This is a genomic window from Streptomyces sp. NPDC057682 (assembly GCF_042799575.1).
GTDB lineage: Bacteria > Actinomycetota > Actinomycetes > Streptomycetales > Streptomycetaceae > Streptomyces.
The window spans coordinates 25053-40417 of record NZ_JBHVIN010000016.1 but is presented as its reverse complement, the minus strand read 5'-3'; the positions used below and the strand labels follow the sequence as shown (position 1 = coordinate 40417).

15 protein-coding genes and 1 pseudogene are annotated in these 15365 nt (G+C 71.2%); 1 reads left to right on the top strand and 15 read right to left on the bottom strand.

What is annotated here, in order from left to right; genetic code table 11:
• Positions 1-59: 59 nt before the first annotated feature.
• From ACFVDM_RS27325 to ACFVDM_RS27270, 12 genes are all read right to left on the bottom strand, one after another.
• Complete coding sequence (locus ACFVDM_RS27325; protein WP_383645554.1) at positions 60-2894, bottom strand: DEAD/DEAH box helicase; 2835 nt, start codon at positions 2892-2894, stop codon at positions 60-62.
• A 44-nt stretch (positions 2895-2938) separates the two neighbouring features.
• Positions 2939-3847, bottom strand: a complete 909-nt coding sequence (locus ACFVDM_RS27320; RefSeq protein ID WP_383645551.1) for a diacylglycerol kinase — start codon at positions 3845-3847, stop codon at positions 2939-2941.
• A 17-nt stretch (positions 3848-3864) separates the two neighbouring features.
• Positions 3865-4821, bottom strand: coding sequence for a twin-arginine translocase subunit TatC (gene tatC, locus ACFVDM_RS27315; protein WP_383645548.1), 957 nt, complete (start codon positions 4819-4821; stop codon positions 3865-3867).
• Positions 4822-4870: 49 nt separating this feature from the next.
• Positions 4871-5164: a Sec-independent protein translocase subunit TatA gene (tatA, locus tag ACFVDM_RS27310; RefSeq protein ID WP_383646132.1), complete on the bottom strand. Its 294-nt coding sequence runs from the start codon at positions 5162-5164 to the stop codon at positions 4871-4873.
• Between the two features lie 223 nt (positions 5165-5387).
• Complete coding sequence (locus ACFVDM_RS27305; RefSeq protein WP_383645545.1) at positions 5388-5588, bottom strand: hypothetical protein; 201 nt, start codon at positions 5586-5588, stop codon at positions 5388-5390.
• Between the two features lie 44 nt (positions 5589-5632).
• Positions 5633-5902: a hypothetical protein gene (locus tag ACFVDM_RS27300; protein ID WP_383645542.1), complete on the bottom strand. Its 270-nt coding sequence runs from the start codon at positions 5900-5902 to the stop codon at positions 5633-5635.
• A 5-nt stretch (positions 5903-5907) separates the two neighbouring features.
• A complete protein-coding gene (locus ACFVDM_RS27295) occupies positions 5908-6885 on the bottom strand; it encodes a helix-turn-helix transcriptional regulator (RefSeq protein WP_383645539.1) in 978 nt (325 codons plus the stop codon).
• Between the two features lie 13 nt (positions 6886-6898).
• Complete coding sequence (locus tag ACFVDM_RS27290) at positions 6899-7852, bottom strand: helix-turn-helix transcriptional regulator (protein ID WP_383645536.1); 954 nt, start codon at positions 7850-7852, stop codon at positions 6899-6901.
• 114 nt (positions 7853-7966) lie between these two features.
• Positions 7967-8341 carry an FKBP-type peptidyl-prolyl cis-trans isomerase gene (locus ACFVDM_RS27285; protein WP_383645533.1) on the bottom strand — a complete coding sequence of 125 codons (375 nt, stop codon included), beginning with the start codon at positions 8339-8341 and terminating at the stop codon, positions 7967-7969.
• A 44-nt stretch (positions 8342-8385) separates the two neighbouring features.
• Positions 8386-9342 carry an FKBP-type peptidyl-prolyl cis-trans isomerase gene (locus ACFVDM_RS27280; protein WP_383645530.1) on the bottom strand — a complete coding sequence of 319 codons (957 nt, stop codon included), beginning with the start codon at positions 9340-9342 and terminating at the stop codon, positions 8386-8388.
• Between the two features lie 126 nt (positions 9343-9468).
• Positions 9469-10830, bottom strand: a complete 1362-nt coding sequence (gene pafA / locus ACFVDM_RS27275) for a Pup--protein ligase (protein WP_383645526.1) — start codon at positions 10828-10830, stop codon at positions 9469-9471.
• A gap of 9 nt (positions 10831-10839) precedes the next feature.
• Positions 10840-12102 carry an MFS transporter gene (locus ACFVDM_RS27270; RefSeq protein WP_383645523.1) on the bottom strand — a complete coding sequence of 421 codons (1263 nt, stop codon included), beginning with the start codon at positions 12100-12102 and terminating at the stop codon, positions 10840-10842.
• Positions 12103-12235: 133 nt separating this feature from the next.
• On the opposite strand from ACFVDM_RS27270, the gene ACFVDM_RS27265 reads away from it, so the two are divergent.
• On the top strand, positions 12236-13273 hold the full coding sequence (locus ACFVDM_RS27265; RefSeq protein ID WP_383645520.1) for a LacI family DNA-binding transcriptional regulator: 1038 nt from the start codon (positions 12236-12238) through the stop codon (positions 13271-13273).
• Between the two features lie 57 nt (positions 13274-13330).
• Here ACFVDM_RS27265 and prcA read toward each other — a convergent pair whose 3' ends face one another.
• The 3 genes and pseudogenes from prcA to ACFVDM_RS27250 all read right to left on the bottom strand — a co-directional run.
• Positions 13331-14185 carry a proteasome subunit alpha gene (gene prcA, locus ACFVDM_RS27260; RefSeq protein WP_383645518.1) on the bottom strand — a complete coding sequence of 285 codons (855 nt, stop codon included), beginning with the start codon at positions 14183-14185 and terminating at the stop codon, positions 13331-13333.
• A 59-nt stretch (positions 14186-14244) separates the two neighbouring features.
• Positions 14245-15093 (bottom strand): proteasome subunit beta, encoded by an 849-nt coding sequence (gene prcB, locus ACFVDM_RS27255; protein WP_383645514.1) that lies wholly within the window; start codon positions 15091-15093, stop codon positions 14245-14247.
• Positions 15045-15236: pseudogene (locus ACFVDM_RS27250) on the bottom strand (endonuclease domain-containing protein); the annotation flags it as partial. The gene prcB and the pseudogene ACFVDM_RS27250, both read right to left, overlap by 49 nt.
• Positions 15237-15365 lie beyond the last annotated feature (129 nt).

The window sequence follows — 15365 nt, the reverse complement described above, 5'->3', positions numbered from 1 at the left end:
CGGCCGGCCCGCACAGGGACCGGCCGATCGGCGTACCCGAGGACCCGGGGCCCGTGGGCTCAGCCCACCGAGCTGTACGCCACCACGCCCCGCAGCACCTCGTCCACGGCCTTGCGCGCGCTGCGCGCCACCGAACTCTCCTCGCGCGGCGCGGCGGCGGCGATCTGCCCGAGCACATCGATCACCTGCTTGCACCACCGCACGAAGTCACCGGCCGGCATCTCCGCCTCGCGCAGCACCTCGTCCAGGCTCCGCCCGGAGGCCCACATGTAGACGGCCCAGGCGAATCCGAGGTCGGGCTCGCGCTGGCCGACCCCCTCCGCCTGGTTGATCTTGAAGTCCTCCTCCAGGGCGTCGAGCCGGCCCCAGATGCGGACCATCTCGCCGAGCGCGGTCCGCGCGGGCCCGGACGGCAGCTTCGGGGCCACCGCGTCGTCGGACTGCCGCGCCTCGTACACCAGGGCCGAAACGCACGCGGCCAGCTCGGCCGGGTTGAGCCCCTCCCACACCCCGGCCCGCAGGCACTCGCTGGCGAGCAGGTCCAGCTCCCCGTAGAGCCGGGCCAGCCGCCGGCCGTGCTCGGTGACCTCACTGCCCCGCAGATAGTCCAGCTCGGTCAGCAGGGCCACGATCCGGTCGAAGGTGCGGGCGATCGTGTTCGTCCGTCCCTCGATCCGCCGCTCCAGCTGCCGGGTGTCGCGCTGGAGGCGGTAGTAGCGCTCGGCCCAGCGGGCGTGGTCCTCGCGCTCGTCGCATCCATGGCACGGGTGCGCGCGCAGCTCGGTCCGCAGACGGGCGATCTCGCGGTCGTCGGCAGCGGCGGACCGCTGCCGTCGGTGCCGGTCCGGCACGATGTGCCCGGCCTTGGTCCGCAGGGCGGAGGCCAGATCGCGGCGCGACTGCGGCGAGCGGGGATTGAAGGACTTCGGGATCCTCATCCGCTCCAGCGCCTCCACCGGCACCGGGAAGTCGATCGATGCCAGCCGCTTCACCTGGCGCTCCGCCGTCAGCACCAGGGGCCGCGGCCCGTCGTGGTACTCCGTGCCCCGGTGTCCGTGCCCATTGGTCCGTCCGCCCGGGAGCCCCGGGTCGAGGACCAGCGCCAGACCGGCGAACTTCCCGGTCGGGACATGGATGACATCGCCCGGCTTGAGCTTCTCCAGCGAGGCCGCGGCGGCCGCGCGCCGCTGGGTCGCCCCCTGTTTGGCCAGCTCCGTCTCGCGGTCCTTGAGCTCGCGGCGCAGCCGCGCGTACTCCTCGAAGTCGCCGAGGTGGCAGGTCATGCCCTCCCGGTACCCCTCCAGGCCCTCCTCGTTCTTCTGGACCTGGCGGGAGATCCCGACGACCGAGCGGTCCGCCTGGAACTGGGCGAAGGAGGTCTCCAGCAGCTCGCGCGAACGGTGTCGGCCGAACTGCTGGACCAGGTTGACCGCCATGTTGTACGAGGGGCGGAAGCTGGAGCGCAGGGGATACGTCCGCGTCCCGGCGAGTCCGGCCAGTCCGCCCGGGTCCATGCCACGCTGCCAGAGGACCACGGCGTGGCCCTCCACGTCGATGCCGCGGCGTCCGGCCCGGCCGGTGAGCTGGGTGTACTCGCCCGGGGTGATGTCGGCGTGCTGCTCGCCGTTCCACTTGACGAGCTTCTCCAGGACCACCGAGCGCGCCGGCATGTTGATGCCGAGGGCCAGGGTCTCCGTGGCGAAGACCGCCTTGACGAGGCCGCGGACGAACAGCTCCTCGACGACCTCCTTGAACGTGGGCAGCATGCCGGCGTGGTGCGCGGCGATGCCCCGCTCCAGGCCTTCGAGCCATTCGTAATAGCCGAGGACGTGCAGGTCCTCGGTGGGGATGGACGCGGTGCGCTGTTCGACGATCTCGCGGACCAGCCGCCGCTTCTCCTCGTCGTTGAGGCGCAGCCCGGCGTGCAGGCACTGCTGGACGGCGGCCTCGCAGCCGGCCCGGCTGAAGATGAAGGTGATGGCGGGCAGCAGCCCCTCGGCGTCCAGCCGGTCGATGACCTCGGGCCGCGAGGGGGTCCAGATCCTGCTGCGCTGGCGCCGCTCGCGCTCGCGGTCGGCCTCGCGGACCATCTTCCCACGGCGGCGTTCGCGCGGGTTGTACCCGCGCTGGTTCTCCATGCGGGCGAGCCGGACGAGGTCGGGGTTGACCTCGCGGCGTCCCGCGCCGCGGCCGCCGTGGTCGCTCTCCTCCTCGAAGAGGTCGTACATCCGGCGCCCGGCCAGCACGTGCTGCCAGAGCGGGACGGGGCGGTGCTCGGAGACGATCACCTCGGTGTCGCCGCGGACGGTGTCCAGCCAGTCGCCGAACTCCTCCGCGTTGGACACGGTCGCCGACAGGGACACCAGCGTGACCGACTCGGGGAGGTGGATGATCACTTCCTCCCAGACGGCGCCCCGGAAGCGGTCGGAGAGGTAGTGGACCTCGTCCATGACCACGTGACCGAGGCCGTCCAGCGCCTGGGAGCCCGCGTACAGCATGTTCCTCAGCACCTCGGTGGTCATGACGACCACCGGTGCGTCGGCGTTGACGCTGTTGTCCCCGGTCAGCAGGCCGACCCTGTCCGCGCCGTAGCGCTTGACGAGGTCGGCGAACTTCTGGTTGGACAGCGCCTTGATCGGCGTGGTGTAGAAGCATTTGCGGCCCTGGGCCAGGGCGAGGTGGACGGCGAACTCGCCCACGATCGTCTTGCCCGAACCCGTCGGGGCGGCGACGAGCACACCCTTGCCGGCCTCCAGCGCCTTGCACGCCTCGATCTGGTAGGGGTCCAGATCGAACTCGTACATCTCGCGGAACGGTCCGAGCGCGGTCGCCCGATCGGCGGCCCGGAGCCTGGAAGCCTGGTATCGCTCAGCTGGTGAGAGGTCTTCTGTCATCTTGTCCACGAGCCTACCCGCCGCCTCCGACAGTGACGCGATCTTTATCGGGCGGTCGGAGGCACCGCACCGAGCACCCGGGCCGCGCCCGGCACACAGGTGGCGGCGACCGGCAGCGGGCCGAGCGGTTCGCCGTCCGCGTACGCGGTGACGCCGACCGCCTCCAGTTCGACGGAGGCGGCCCGGTGCACGGTGACGACGGGGTGGTCGAGGTGCGTCCCCTTGTAGACCCGGGGGAAGACCTTGAGGAGGGTGGTACGGCTGCAGTCGCCCACCACGGTCACGTCGAAGAGGCCGTCGTCCATGACGGCGTCGGCGCAGATCCGCATCCCGCCGCCGTAGGAGGTGCCGTTGCCGACGGCGATCAGCGTCGCCTCGATCTCCCGGACCGGCCCGCCGTCCAGCCGGACGCGGTAGGCGGTCGGGCGGAACGCGGCGAGTTCGGCGAGGATCGCCAGGTCGTACTTGAAGCGCCCACCGATCCAGCGCATCCGGTTGCCCCGGTCGTTGACCCGGGAGTCGAAGCCGGAGGCGAGCACGGAGCCGAACCACCGCTCACCGGTCCGGCCGAGGTCGATCGTGCGCACCGTGCCCTGTTTGAGGGCCTCGGCCGCCAGCCGTCCCGCCGCGGCGGGATCCCGTATCGGCAGGCCCAGGGCGCGGGCGAAGTCGTTGCCGGTGCCGACGGCGACGACACCGAGCGGGGTCGTCGTCCCGGCGACGGCCTGGAGGGCGAGGGACATCAGTCCGTCCCCGCCGACGGCTATGAGCGCGCCGGTTCCGCCGGCCACGGCCTCGCGGGCCCGGCGCAGGGCGTCGTCCGCGTCCTCCCCGAGGACCGTACGGACGGAGAATCCGGCGTCCCGCAACGCGGAAGCGGCCGGCTGCGCGGCACGCGCGCCCCGGCCGCTTCCCGCGGTGGGATTGACGAAGAGGGTGATCTCGCTGGTCACCCGGGGGACCTTACCGGTCAGGTGATGTCGTCGAAACCGTCTCGCCGGGAGGACCGTCCGCCGTCCCGTTCCCCGTCGGCCTGCTCGGGCAGCGAGGCGGAGACGTGCTCCATGTCGCCGAGGTCCGAGGGCGTGAGGTCCAGATCGGACGCCTCGTCGTCGTCCAGTTCGGCATCGGGGTTGCCACGGCGCCGACGGCTGTCGTTGACCATGCAGATTCCGAGCGCCAGGAAGTACAGCAGCACGATCGGCGCGGCCAGCGTGATCATCGTGAGCGGGTCGCCGGTCGGGGTGGCGACGGCCGCGAAGATCGTGATGCCCATGACCATGGCGCGCCACCAGGAGGCGAGCCGCTTGGCCGAGAGCACCCCGGTGAAGTTCAGCAGGACCAGCAGGAGCGGGAGCTCGAAGGCCAGACCGAACACGATCACCATGCGCGTGACGATGTTGAGGTAGTCGTCGACGGGCAGCAGGTTGGTCGTGTTGTCCGGGGTGAAGCCGAGCAGAACCTCCGCGGTCTGCGGCATGAGGACGTACGCGAGGGCGGCGCCCACGAGGAACAGCGGCACTCCGGCGCCCACGAAGCTCAGCGCGTACTTCTTCTCGTGCTTGTGCAGGCCCGGGGCGAGGAACGCCCAGAGCTGGTAGAGCCAGACCGGGGTGGAGAAGACCACACCCGCCATGAGGGAGACCTTGAGCGCGATGGAGAACGGACCGACCAGGCCGTTGACCGTCATCTCCGCACAGGGCCGACCGTTGACCTGCTTGTGCTGGCCGTCGGCGCAGCCGACCGATCCGAGGATCGGCCGGATCAGGAAGTCGATCAGTTCCTTGTAGAAGAAGGCCGTGATCGATGTGATCACGATGACCGCCACGACCGAGATCAGCAGTCGGTTACGCAACTCTCGCAGGTGATCAGCGAGGGGCATCCGCCCCTCGCTGTCCTTCTCCTGCTTGCGGGCAGACTTGAGCAACCCACTTCCCTCGTCTCGTGCGGCAGCTTCCGGGAGGACCCGTCGGCGATCAGCTCTGGGTGGTGGGCTTCGGCTCGCTCACCGGGCGGGAGCTGGTGACGTCGCCGGGGGCGGCCTGGATCGTACGCGCGGCGGGCTGCTGGGCGCTCTGGTCGGCGGCGGCCTCGGTGGTGGCTGTGGCCGCGGGCTCGTCGTCCTTGCGCATCGCCTTGGCCTCGCTCTTCAGGATGCGGGCCGACTTGCCGAGCGAACGGGCCATGTCGGGAAGCTTCTTGGCACCGAACAGCAGCAGAATGACAGCGATGATCAGAACGATCTCGAGAGGCTTCAGATTGCCCATGATGTGCTTCCTTCTCGCTGAGGCGGCTGGAGGTGGGCTCACTGCCCTTGGCCGGACACACGTCCGACCCTTCGCTGGCAGCGATCGTAACCCGCGGGAGTAAACGCGAGGCAATGCCCGTGCATACTTTCGTAGCGGCCCGCACCTCCCTGCCTGGGCCGTTCCGAGCAGCCTACCTCCCGGAACGGGGAAACTGGAGGCCGCGTCCACGGGCGGGACAGCACGGCTAGGAGCGGTTCTGCCCGCTTCCGGCGGCGAGATCGACGGCCGCCCGTTCCAGGTCCTCGGCCGCCCGGTTGATGCGCTCGGTGGTGGCGGCCACCTGCCGGCCGAGGCGCTGTGCCTCGACGAAGACCTTGACGGCCAGCACGCCCAGAACGGCGATCCCGAGGAATCCCAGGGCGATGGCGAGCATGGGCCAGAACATGCGCGGAGCCTCGATGTGTCTCGTGTACGGAGTCGGATGGGCCGTCAGACACCGGGGTGCAGGCGGAGCGTGCGCACCCCGCCGCCGGTGAGGAGTTCCACTATCCGCTCCCCCGCCGGCCGGCGGACCGATGCCTCGCAGGAGGGGCAGGTGAAGGAGTAGAAGGTGGTCCGGCTGCTGGCGCCGATCGCGAGCCGGAACTCCGCGGCGGCCAGCTCGAACCGGGCCCGGCACTCCGGGCACGCCGCCTTGAACCGCACCGATTCGGGCACGACGACCGTCGGCACGGCCGGGACGTCCGACACCACAGGCATATGAGTCATCGCTCCTCGGTCGTCCCCCGGGCCGGTTCGTCGTACGCGGCGAGCGCCGCACGGGCCGCGTCCCGCGCGCTGCGGGCCAGCTCCGGCGGCGAGACGATGCGTCCCTCCCGGCCGAGCCGCAGCGCCAGCCGGCGCAGCGACGCCGGGTCGGGGGTGCGCAGCGTGATCCGCAGCCCGCCGTCGGGCAGCTCCTCCGCGCGGTCGTGCGGATAGTACTCGGCGACCCAACGGCCGCCGGGGCCGACCTCGACCACGACCTCCGGGTCCTCGGCCGCGGGCTGGACCAGCCCCTCGGACAGGTCCCGCAGCTCCAGCTCCGGGGGCGCGGCGGGCTCGTCGAGAAGCCGGATCTCGGCGACCCGGTCGAGCCGGAAGGTCCGCCGGTCCTCCGAGGAGCGGCACCAGGCCTCCATATAGGTGTGCCCGACGGCGAACAGCCGGATCGGGTCCACCTCGCGCTCGGTGAGCTCGTCGCGGGCGGGAGAGTAGTAGCGCAGCCAGAGTCTGCGGCGCTCCGAGATCGCCCGGTCCACGTCGGCGAAGACGCCGCCCTCGGACTCGAAGGTGACCGAGAGCCGGGAGCTGGCGGCGCCCACCTCACCGGCGGCGGTCTCCAGCTTGGCGGTGGCGCGCAGCAGCGCCTGGCGGTCGCTCTCGCGCAGTCCGGGCAGGGTGGCCACGGCGCGGGCGGCGACCAGCAGGGCCGTCGCCTCGTCGGCCGCGAGCCGCAGCGGCTCGGCGACGTCGTCGGGGTTGTGCCACCAGATCCGGTCGCCGTCGGTGTCGATGTCGAGCAGGTCGCCGCCGCGGAAGCTGGTGCCGCACATGGGCAGCACGTCGAGGTCCGAGATCAGTTCGTCCTCGGTGATCCCGAAGGCACGGGCGACGTCCTGGACGTGGGCGCCGGGGCGCTCGCGCAGATAGGTCACCAGGGAGAGCATCCGGCGCGTCTGGTCGATGGCGTTCGCGGCCATGAATACGGTCCCCTCAGTCCTTGGCCACGGCGCGCAGCCGGTCCACCACGTCGGCCCGCAGGTCAGCGGGTCCGGTCACGACGACGTCGGGGCCGAACTCGACGAGCCAGGCGTCCAGACCGTGTCCGTACGGGATCTCCAACTCCTCCCACCCGTCTCCGAGTTCCCGGACCGATATGGCCCGTGCCCGCAGCGGGTAGCCGGAGTCGGCGCGGAGCCTGATGAGCGCGGTGCGGGTGGCGGTCTCGCCGGCCCAGCTCTCGACGGTCTCGCGGACGGTGACCACGTCGGGGACCTCGGCGGTGAAGGCGCCGGCCCGGGAGCGGACCTTGCCGCTGATCCGGGAGAGCCGGAACACCCGCTCCGCCCCGCGGTCGCGGTCCCAGCCCGCCAGGTACCAGTGGCCGCGCCAGCACTCCAGCGTCCACGGTTCGACGTGGCGCTGCTCGGGACGGGCGGCGTTGGCCTTGCGGTAGTCGAAGGTGACCGGGCGGCGGTCGCGGCAGGCGAGCATCAGGGGTTCGAAGGCGGCCTCGTGGACGGGGATGCGCGGCTCCAGGGCGCTGTGCACCTCGTAGGTGTCCTCGGTCTCCGGCATGCCGGCGGCGCGCAGCTTCTGCAGGGCGCCGCTGGCGGCGCCGGCGAGCCGGGCCTGCTGCCACACCTTGGCGGCCAGTCCGAGGGCGGCGGCCTCCTCCGCGTCGAGCGTGATGGGGGGCAGCCGGTTGCTGTCGCGGCGGGCGAGGTAGCCGGTGTCGCCGTCCAGGTTCTCGACGGTCTCGATGACCAGTCCGAGTTCGCGCAGATCGTCCTTGTCGCGCTCGAACATCCGGTTGAAGGCGTCGTCGGAGGCGGCTTCGAGGTAGGCCTCGATGGATCCGCGCAGCTCGCGCTTGCTGAGCGGGCGCCGGGTCCCGAGCAGACACAGTGCCAGGTTCATCAGCCGCTCGGCCTTGGCAATCGCCATCGACGCCCTTTCTGTTTCGCTCTACGACCGTCGACCGTACCGCTCCGGCGTGCCGGGACAAAAGCGAGGGCCCGCGCCTTGCGGCACGGGCCCTCGGAGCGGTACGGGCGCCGGTCAGACGGCGACCAGGTCGCAGACGAAGATCAGCGTCTCGCCCGGGGCGATCGCGCCGCCGCCGGCGCCGCGGTCGCCGTACGCGAGGTGCGCGGGGATGGTCAGCCGGCGGCGCCCGCCGACCTTCATGCCCTGCACGCCCTGGTCCCAGCCCTTGATGACCTGTCCGGCACCGAGCTGGAACTCGAGCGGCCGGCCGCGGTTCCAGGAGGCGTCGAACTCCTCGCCGGTGGAGAAGGCGACTCCGACGTAGTGGACGGAGACGGTCTGGCCTGCCTTGGCCTCGGCGCCCTCGCCCACCCAGATGTCCTCGATCTCCAGTTCCGTCGGCGCCGGGCCTTCCGGGAAGTCGATCTCCGGCTTGTCGATGCTCACTGACTGGCTCCTCTTTACTGATGAACTGCTCAACCGGGACAGTCTTACATCTTCGCGAGGACGTCCACGGCGAAGACCAGCGTGGAGTTCTTGGGGATGCTCTGCTGCTCCTTGTCGCCGAACGCCTGGTCCGGCGGGATGACGAGGAGCACCCGGCTGCCGATCTTCTTGCCGATCAGCCCGTCCTTGAGGCCCTTGAGCGTGACCTGGGCCAGCGGGAAGGTCTGCGTCTTGCCGGTCGCGTAGGTGCTGTCGAAGGTCTTTCCGTCCTTCCACAGCAGGCCCACGTAGTTCACGATGACGCTGTCGGTCTCCTTGATGACGTCGCCCTTGGACTCCAGGACGTAGTTGGAGACGAGCTTCTTCGGCGGGTCCGTCTTGGTGGGGATCTTGACGGTGGGGGCCTTGCCGTCGGTGTTGGTGCCGACCTTGGGCAGGGCCACGTCGGTCTGCGGGACCTCGGTGCCCTTGGCCGACGTGGGGATCTGCTGCGCCTTCAGGACGTCGACGACGAAGACGAGGGTGGCGTTGGGCTTGATGTCGCCCTGGCCCTGGGCGCCGTAGCCGAGGTCCGGCGGGATGACGAGCTGGACCCTGCTGCCGACCTTCTGGCCGACCAGGCCCTTGTCCCAGCCCTGGATGACCATGCCTGCGCCGAGGGTCAGGTCGAACGGCTGCTTGCGGTCGAAGCTGTTGTCGAACGGCTTGTCGGAGTCCCAGGACTGGCCCAGGTAGTTGACCTGGATCGCGTCGCCGTTCTTGAGCGTCGCGCCGTCCCCTTCGCTGATGACCTTGGTCTTCAGCTCCTTGGGCGGGGTTCCCGTGCCCTTGGCCAGGGTGGGCTTCTCACCGAACTTCGCGCCCGCGGTGATGGCGGGGAAGCCGCCCTTGGTGGGGGCGGACGCGGAGGCGGAAGCGGAGTCGGAGCCCTTGTCGTCGCTGCCGCAGGCCGCTGATACCAGCAGCAGGGGGACGACGAGAAGGCCGGCAAGTCGGCGCACTGGTTCCTCAGATCTCAGACGACACATTAGGGGGTCCCCGACACTCTAGGGCGTGCGCCGGGCCCCGTACGAGGAACGTACGGGGCCCGCGTCGCGCGTGGGGCCGGGGGACGGCCCGGAGTGGTCTCACATACCCGCGATCAGCTTCTCCACTCTGTCGTCGACCGAGCGGAACGGGTCCTTGCAGAGCACGGTGCGCTGCGCCTGGTCGTTGAGCTTGAGATGGACCCAGTCGACGGTGAAGTCGCGGCGCTGCTCCTGGGCCCGGCGGATGAAGTCGCCGCGCAGGCGCGCCCTGGTGGTCTGCGGGGGCACGGACTTGCCCTCGAAGATCTTCAGGTCGTTGCAGACGCGGGCCGCCTGCCCCTTGCGCTCCAGGAGGTAGTAGAGGCCTCGGCGGCGGTGGATGTCGTGGTAGGCGAGGTCTATCTGGGCGACCCTCGGGTTCGACATCGTCATGTTGTGCTTGGCCCGGTACCGCTCGATGAGCTTGTACTTCATGACCCAGTCGATCTCGGTGTCGAGCCGGTCGAGGTCCTGGGCCTCGATGGCGTCGAGCGTACGGCCCCACAGTTCGAGCACGCGCTCGACGTTGCCGGTGCGGATGCCGCGGCGGTCCACGAAGTCCACGGCCTTCTCGTAGTACTCGCGCTGCACCTCGATGGCGGAGGCCTCGCGGCCGCTGGCCAGGCGGACCTTGCGCTGCCCCGTGATGTCGTGGCTGACCTCGCGGATCGCCCGGATCGGGTTCTCCAGCGTCAGATCGCGCATCACCGTGCCCGCCTCGATCATGCGGAGCACGAGGTCGGTGGCCCCGACCTTGAGGAGCATCGTCGTCTCGGACATGTTGGAGTCGCCGACGATGACGTGGAGACGGCGGTAGCGCTCCGCGTCCGCGTGCGGTTCGTCGCGGGTGTTGATGATCGGACGCGAACGCGTGGTCGCGGAACTGACACCCTCCCAGATGTGCTCGGCACGCTGGCTGACGCAGTAGACCGCGCCCCGGGGGGTCTGCAGCACCTTGCCCGCGCCGCAGATCAGCTGCCTGGTGACGAGGAAGGGAATGAGGATGTCCGCGAGCCGGGAGAATTCTCCGTGCCGGGCCACGAGGTAGTTCTCGTGGCATCCGTAGGAGTTTCCCGCGGAGTCGGTGTTGTTCTTGAAGAGATAGACGTCGCCCGCGATTCCCTCCTCGTGCAGGCGGCGCTCGGCGTCGACGAGCAGGCCTTCGAGAATGCGCTCACCGGCCTTGTCGTGGGTGACCAGTTCGGTCAGGTTGTCGCATTCGGGGGTTGCATATTCCGGATGCGATCCCACGTCGAGGTAGAGGCGGGCGCCGTTCCGCAGAAAGACATTGCTGCTGCGGCCCCATGACACAACACGGCGGAAGAGGTAGCGCGCCACTTCATCAGGGGACAGTCGGCGCTGTCCCCTGAACGTGCACGTGACGCCGTACTCGTTCTCCAGCCCGAAAATGCGGCGGTCCATGACTGAACATTACGCCTGATGGCCCGAGCTGAAACCGGGTTCGACGGCACCGTTTCGATCATTTTCCGATCCTCGCACCGCGACGGCGGTACGCCCGGGAGCTGCGAGGACCTTTCCGGTGGCCAGCAGGACGAGCAGCGCGGCCACTCCCCCGGCGCCCGCCACGGCGAAGCTCCACGAGGTCCCGCCCAGTTCCACGGCCGGGCCCGCCACGGCCGTGCCGGCCGCCGCGCCCACCCCGAAGGTCGTCACCAGCCAGGAGAACGCCTCGGTCACCGTGCCGCGCGGGGCGTGCCGGTCCACCACGATGAACGAACAGGCGACGGCGGGGGCGAGGAACACCCCGGAGACCGCGGCCAGCACCGTCATCGCGACCGGCCCCGGGGTCAGCACCAGAGGCAGATAGCCGAGCGCCAGCAGCGCCACGATCACCCGGAGCCGGCGCTCGGGCGCCCCGGACCACTGCCGCGCCCCGTACACGGCCCCGCCGATCAGCGCCCCCAGCCCCAGCGCCGCCATCAGCCAGCCGTAGACGGACTCGCGGCCCTGGTCGTCGGCGTAGGCCACGCCCGCGACGGTGATCGAGCCGAGTGCGAGCCCGACGAAGAAGAACGAGCCCAGCAGGGCCAGCAGCCCGCGCGAGCGCAGGGCGCCGAGCCAGTGCGCCTCGCGCGGGGCGGAACGCCACTCCCGGGAGGGCCGGGAGACGACGACGGAGAGCGCGCCGAGGACGCCTATGGCGTTGATGACGAGCAGGGCGGCGGCCGGGGACCAGAGGGAGACCAGCAGGGTCACCAGCAGCGGTCCGACGGTGAACATGACCTCCTGGGCCACCGCGTCCATGGCGTACGCGCGGTGCACCCGCTGCTCCTCGCCGCCCAGCACACTCGGCCACAGGGCCCGCAGTCCGCCCTCCAGCGGCGGGGTGAAGAGGCCGGCCACGACCACGGCCGCGTACGCGAGCGGCAGCGTCCCGAGCCCGGCCGCGGCGAGGAGGGCCATGCCGAGGGCGGAGACGACGGCGGCCGGGAGCTGGACCCTGGGCTGCCCGTACAGGTCGACGGCGCGGCCCAGCAGCGGCTGGCCGACCGCCGTTGCCAGGCCGTAGACCGCGGCGAGCGCCCCCGCGAGGGCATAGCTGCCGCCCTCGGCGCGGGTGAACAGCACGATGGCGATGTTGGCGGTGCCGTTCGGCAGCCGGCCCACCAGGGTGCCCGTCAGCAGCCGGGCGGCGTGCCGCGCCCGGAGGATGTCCAGATATCCCGCGGCCATGGCCCGCCCCTCTTCCTGGGAGCGCCGGTCGGAGCACCCGAAGTTTTACGTATAACTTCCGGGTTCATACGTACCATGAGGCCAGTCCGCAGGTCCACCTCAGCGCGCCTGCCCGAGCGGTCCGGAGGCCCGCGTGACCACCCCAGCACCGCCCGGCCCGCCCCGCCCCACCAGCCGCGACGTGGCACGGGCCGCCGGTGTCTCCCAGGCGACGGTTTCCCTGGTCCTCGGCGACAAATGGCGCGGCCGGGTCTCCGAGGCCACCGCGGGACGGGTGCGGGAGGCCGCCCGCGGGCTGGGCTACCGGCCCAATCTCGCCGCCCGGAATCTGCGGCTCGGCCGCACCCGCACCGCGCTGCTCGTCGTCCCCGCCCTGACCAACGAGTTCTTCGCCCGGGTCTACACGGGCGCCGCCGCGGTCGCCGCCGCCCATGAGTTCGGGGTCGTCCTCTACCCCTCACCGGACGGGATCGGCCCGGCCCGGGACCCCTTCGCCTCGGCCCGCGCGGCCCTGGACGGGGTGATCGCCTCCTCCATGGCGGCCGACGCGCTCGGCGCCCTGCACGGGGCCGGACTCCCGCTCGTGATGCTCGACAGCGATCCGGCCGCGCCCGGCCCCGCCGCCCGGGTCAACCTGGACATCGCCGACGGCATGCGGCAGGTGATGGACCATCTCCTCGGGCTCGGCCACCGCCGCTTCGTCCACCTCGCCTCGGCGGTCGGCTCCTGGACCTTCGCCGTCCGGGCCCGCGCCCTGCACGAGGCAGTGCGCGCGGTCCCCGGCGCCGAGGTCGTCACCGTCCCCGCCGCCCTGGACGTCCGGGCCGGACGGCGGGCCGCCGAGGAGGCGCTGGCGGGCCCGGGACCGCGCCCCACCGCGCTGGTCTGCGACGACGACATCCTGGCCGCGGGAGCCTGCAAGGCAGTCAGGCGGCTGGGACTGCGGGTCCCCGACGACCTGTCCGTCACCGGCTTCGACGATCTGGCCCTCGCCACGGCCGTGGAACCGGAGCTCACCACGGTGCGGCTGCCCGCCGAGGAGGTCGGGGAACGCGGGATGCGCGCCCTGCTGGCCGTGCTGGACGGCCGTCCGGCCGAGACCGGCGGCCTGCCCGTGCGGCTGGTGGTCCGGGGCTCCAGCGCGGCGCCACCGGCCCGCCCCACCGCATGACGGTGCCCCGGCCCGCCGGAAGGGCGGACCGGGGCACCACGGGCCGGGGCGGGCCGGCTACTCCACGTCGCCGCCCGAGTCGGTGGACCCGCCTGCGTCGGGGGCGGCCTTCTTCTTGTCCGTGCCGCCGGACTCCGGCGTGGCCGCGGAGGTGTCCGCGCCCTCGCCGTCCTCGGCGTCCGACGGCGCGTCCGTGGGCGTGGAGCCCGCACCGTCGGCCTCCAGCAGCCGGGCCAGCTGCCGTCCGACGATCCGCTTGAACTTGCGCTGCTGCGGTCGCGTGCGGTCCAGGACCGCGACCTCGAGACGCTCCGCGGGGATCTCCCGCTCGCTTCCGTTGGGATCGCGGGAGAGCGCCTGCACCGCGAGCTTCAGCGCCTCGGCGAGCGACATTCCGTCACGGTGCCGCTGGTCGAGGAAGGTGCTGATCTGCTCGGCGTTGCCGCCGACCGCGACCGAGCCGTGCTCGTCCACGATGGAGCCGTCGTGCGGCAGCCGGTAGATCTGGTCGCCCTCCGGCTGGGCACCCACCTCGGCGACCACCAGCTCCACCTCGTACGGCTTCTCGGCCGCACTGGAGAAAATGGTGCCGAGCGTCTGCGCGTAGACGTTCGCCAGTCCACGCGCCGTCACGTCGTCGCGGTCGTAGGTGTATCCGCGCAGATCGGCGTAGCGCACGCCGCCGATGCGGAGATTCTCGTACTCGTTGTACTTTCCGGCGGCGGCGAAACCGATCCGGTCGTAGATCTCGCTGAACTTGTGCAGCGCACGGGACGGGTTCTCGCCGACGAACACAATGCCGTCGGCGTACTGCAGCACAACCAGGCTGCGACCACGGGCGATGCCCTTCCGGGCGTATTCCGCCCGGTCGGCCATGGCCTGCTGAGGTGAGACATAGAACGGCGTCGACACCGGCTATCCGTCCCTTTCTGTCAGTGGCAGGAGCATCGAAGAAGCCAGGGAACGGGGCGTCAGAGCAGCGCGGCGCGGGGGCCGTCGGGGTGTTCCAGCCGGCGTTCCAGAATCGAGCGGGCGATCTCCGAGGATTCCGCCTCGGGCAGCCTCCGGAAACCCTCCTCGGTGATGACGGTGACGATCGGATAGATCCGCCGGGCGACGTCCGGGCCACCGGTCGCCGAGTCGTCGTCCGCCGCGTCGTACAGCGCCTGCACGACCAGCGTCAGCGCCTCCGCCTCCGTCAGGTCCTCGCGGTAGAGCTTCTTCATCGAGCCCCGGGCGAAGATGGAGCCGGATCCGGTCGACGCGTAGCCGACGTGCTCCTCGGAACGCCCGCCGGTGACGTCGTAGCTGAAGATGCGGCCCCGCTCGCGGTCCACGTCGTACCCGGCGAAGAGCGGCACCACGGCCAGCCCCTGCATGGCCATCGCGAGATTGCTGCGGATCATGGTGGAGAGCCGGTTGGCCTTGCCCTCCAGGGAGAGCTGGGCGCCCTCGACCTTCTCGAAATGCTCCAGCTCCAGCTGGAAGAGCTTGACCATCTCCACGGCCAGACCCGCCGTACCGGCGATGCCCACCGCCGAGTACTCGTCGGCCGGGAAGACCTTCTCGATGTCGCGCTGCGCGATCATGTTCCCCATGGTCGCCCGCCGGTCACCGGCCAGGACGACGCCGCCGGGGAAGGTCGCCGCGACGATCGTCGTGCCGTGCGGCGCCTCGACGACCCCGCTGGTGACCGGGAGCTGCCGGTTGCCCGGAAGCAGCTCGGGCGACTGTGCGGACAGGAAGTCCATGAAGGAGGACGATCCAGGCGTCAGGAAGGCTGCTGGTAGACGCCCGGTGCTACGAGTGTTGGCTTCCACGCGTTTCCCTCCAGGTAAGCGATGGCCCCGCGCAAGGTGTCAGGAGCGTCTGCCAACTTGCCTACGGCCGAATTGCAGTTGAAGCACCGTATGCCACGGACCCTACCCGTCCGAGGGCGGTGATCCACATGTGTGGCGGAGGCATTCGGACCGATCACCCGGTGCGCGCCGTGGGGGGGGGGGGGGGCCCCCCCCCCCCCCCCCCCCCCCCCCGCCCCCCCCCCCCCCCCCCGCCCCCCCCCCCCCCCCCGCCGGGAGACCCTGGGGAAAAA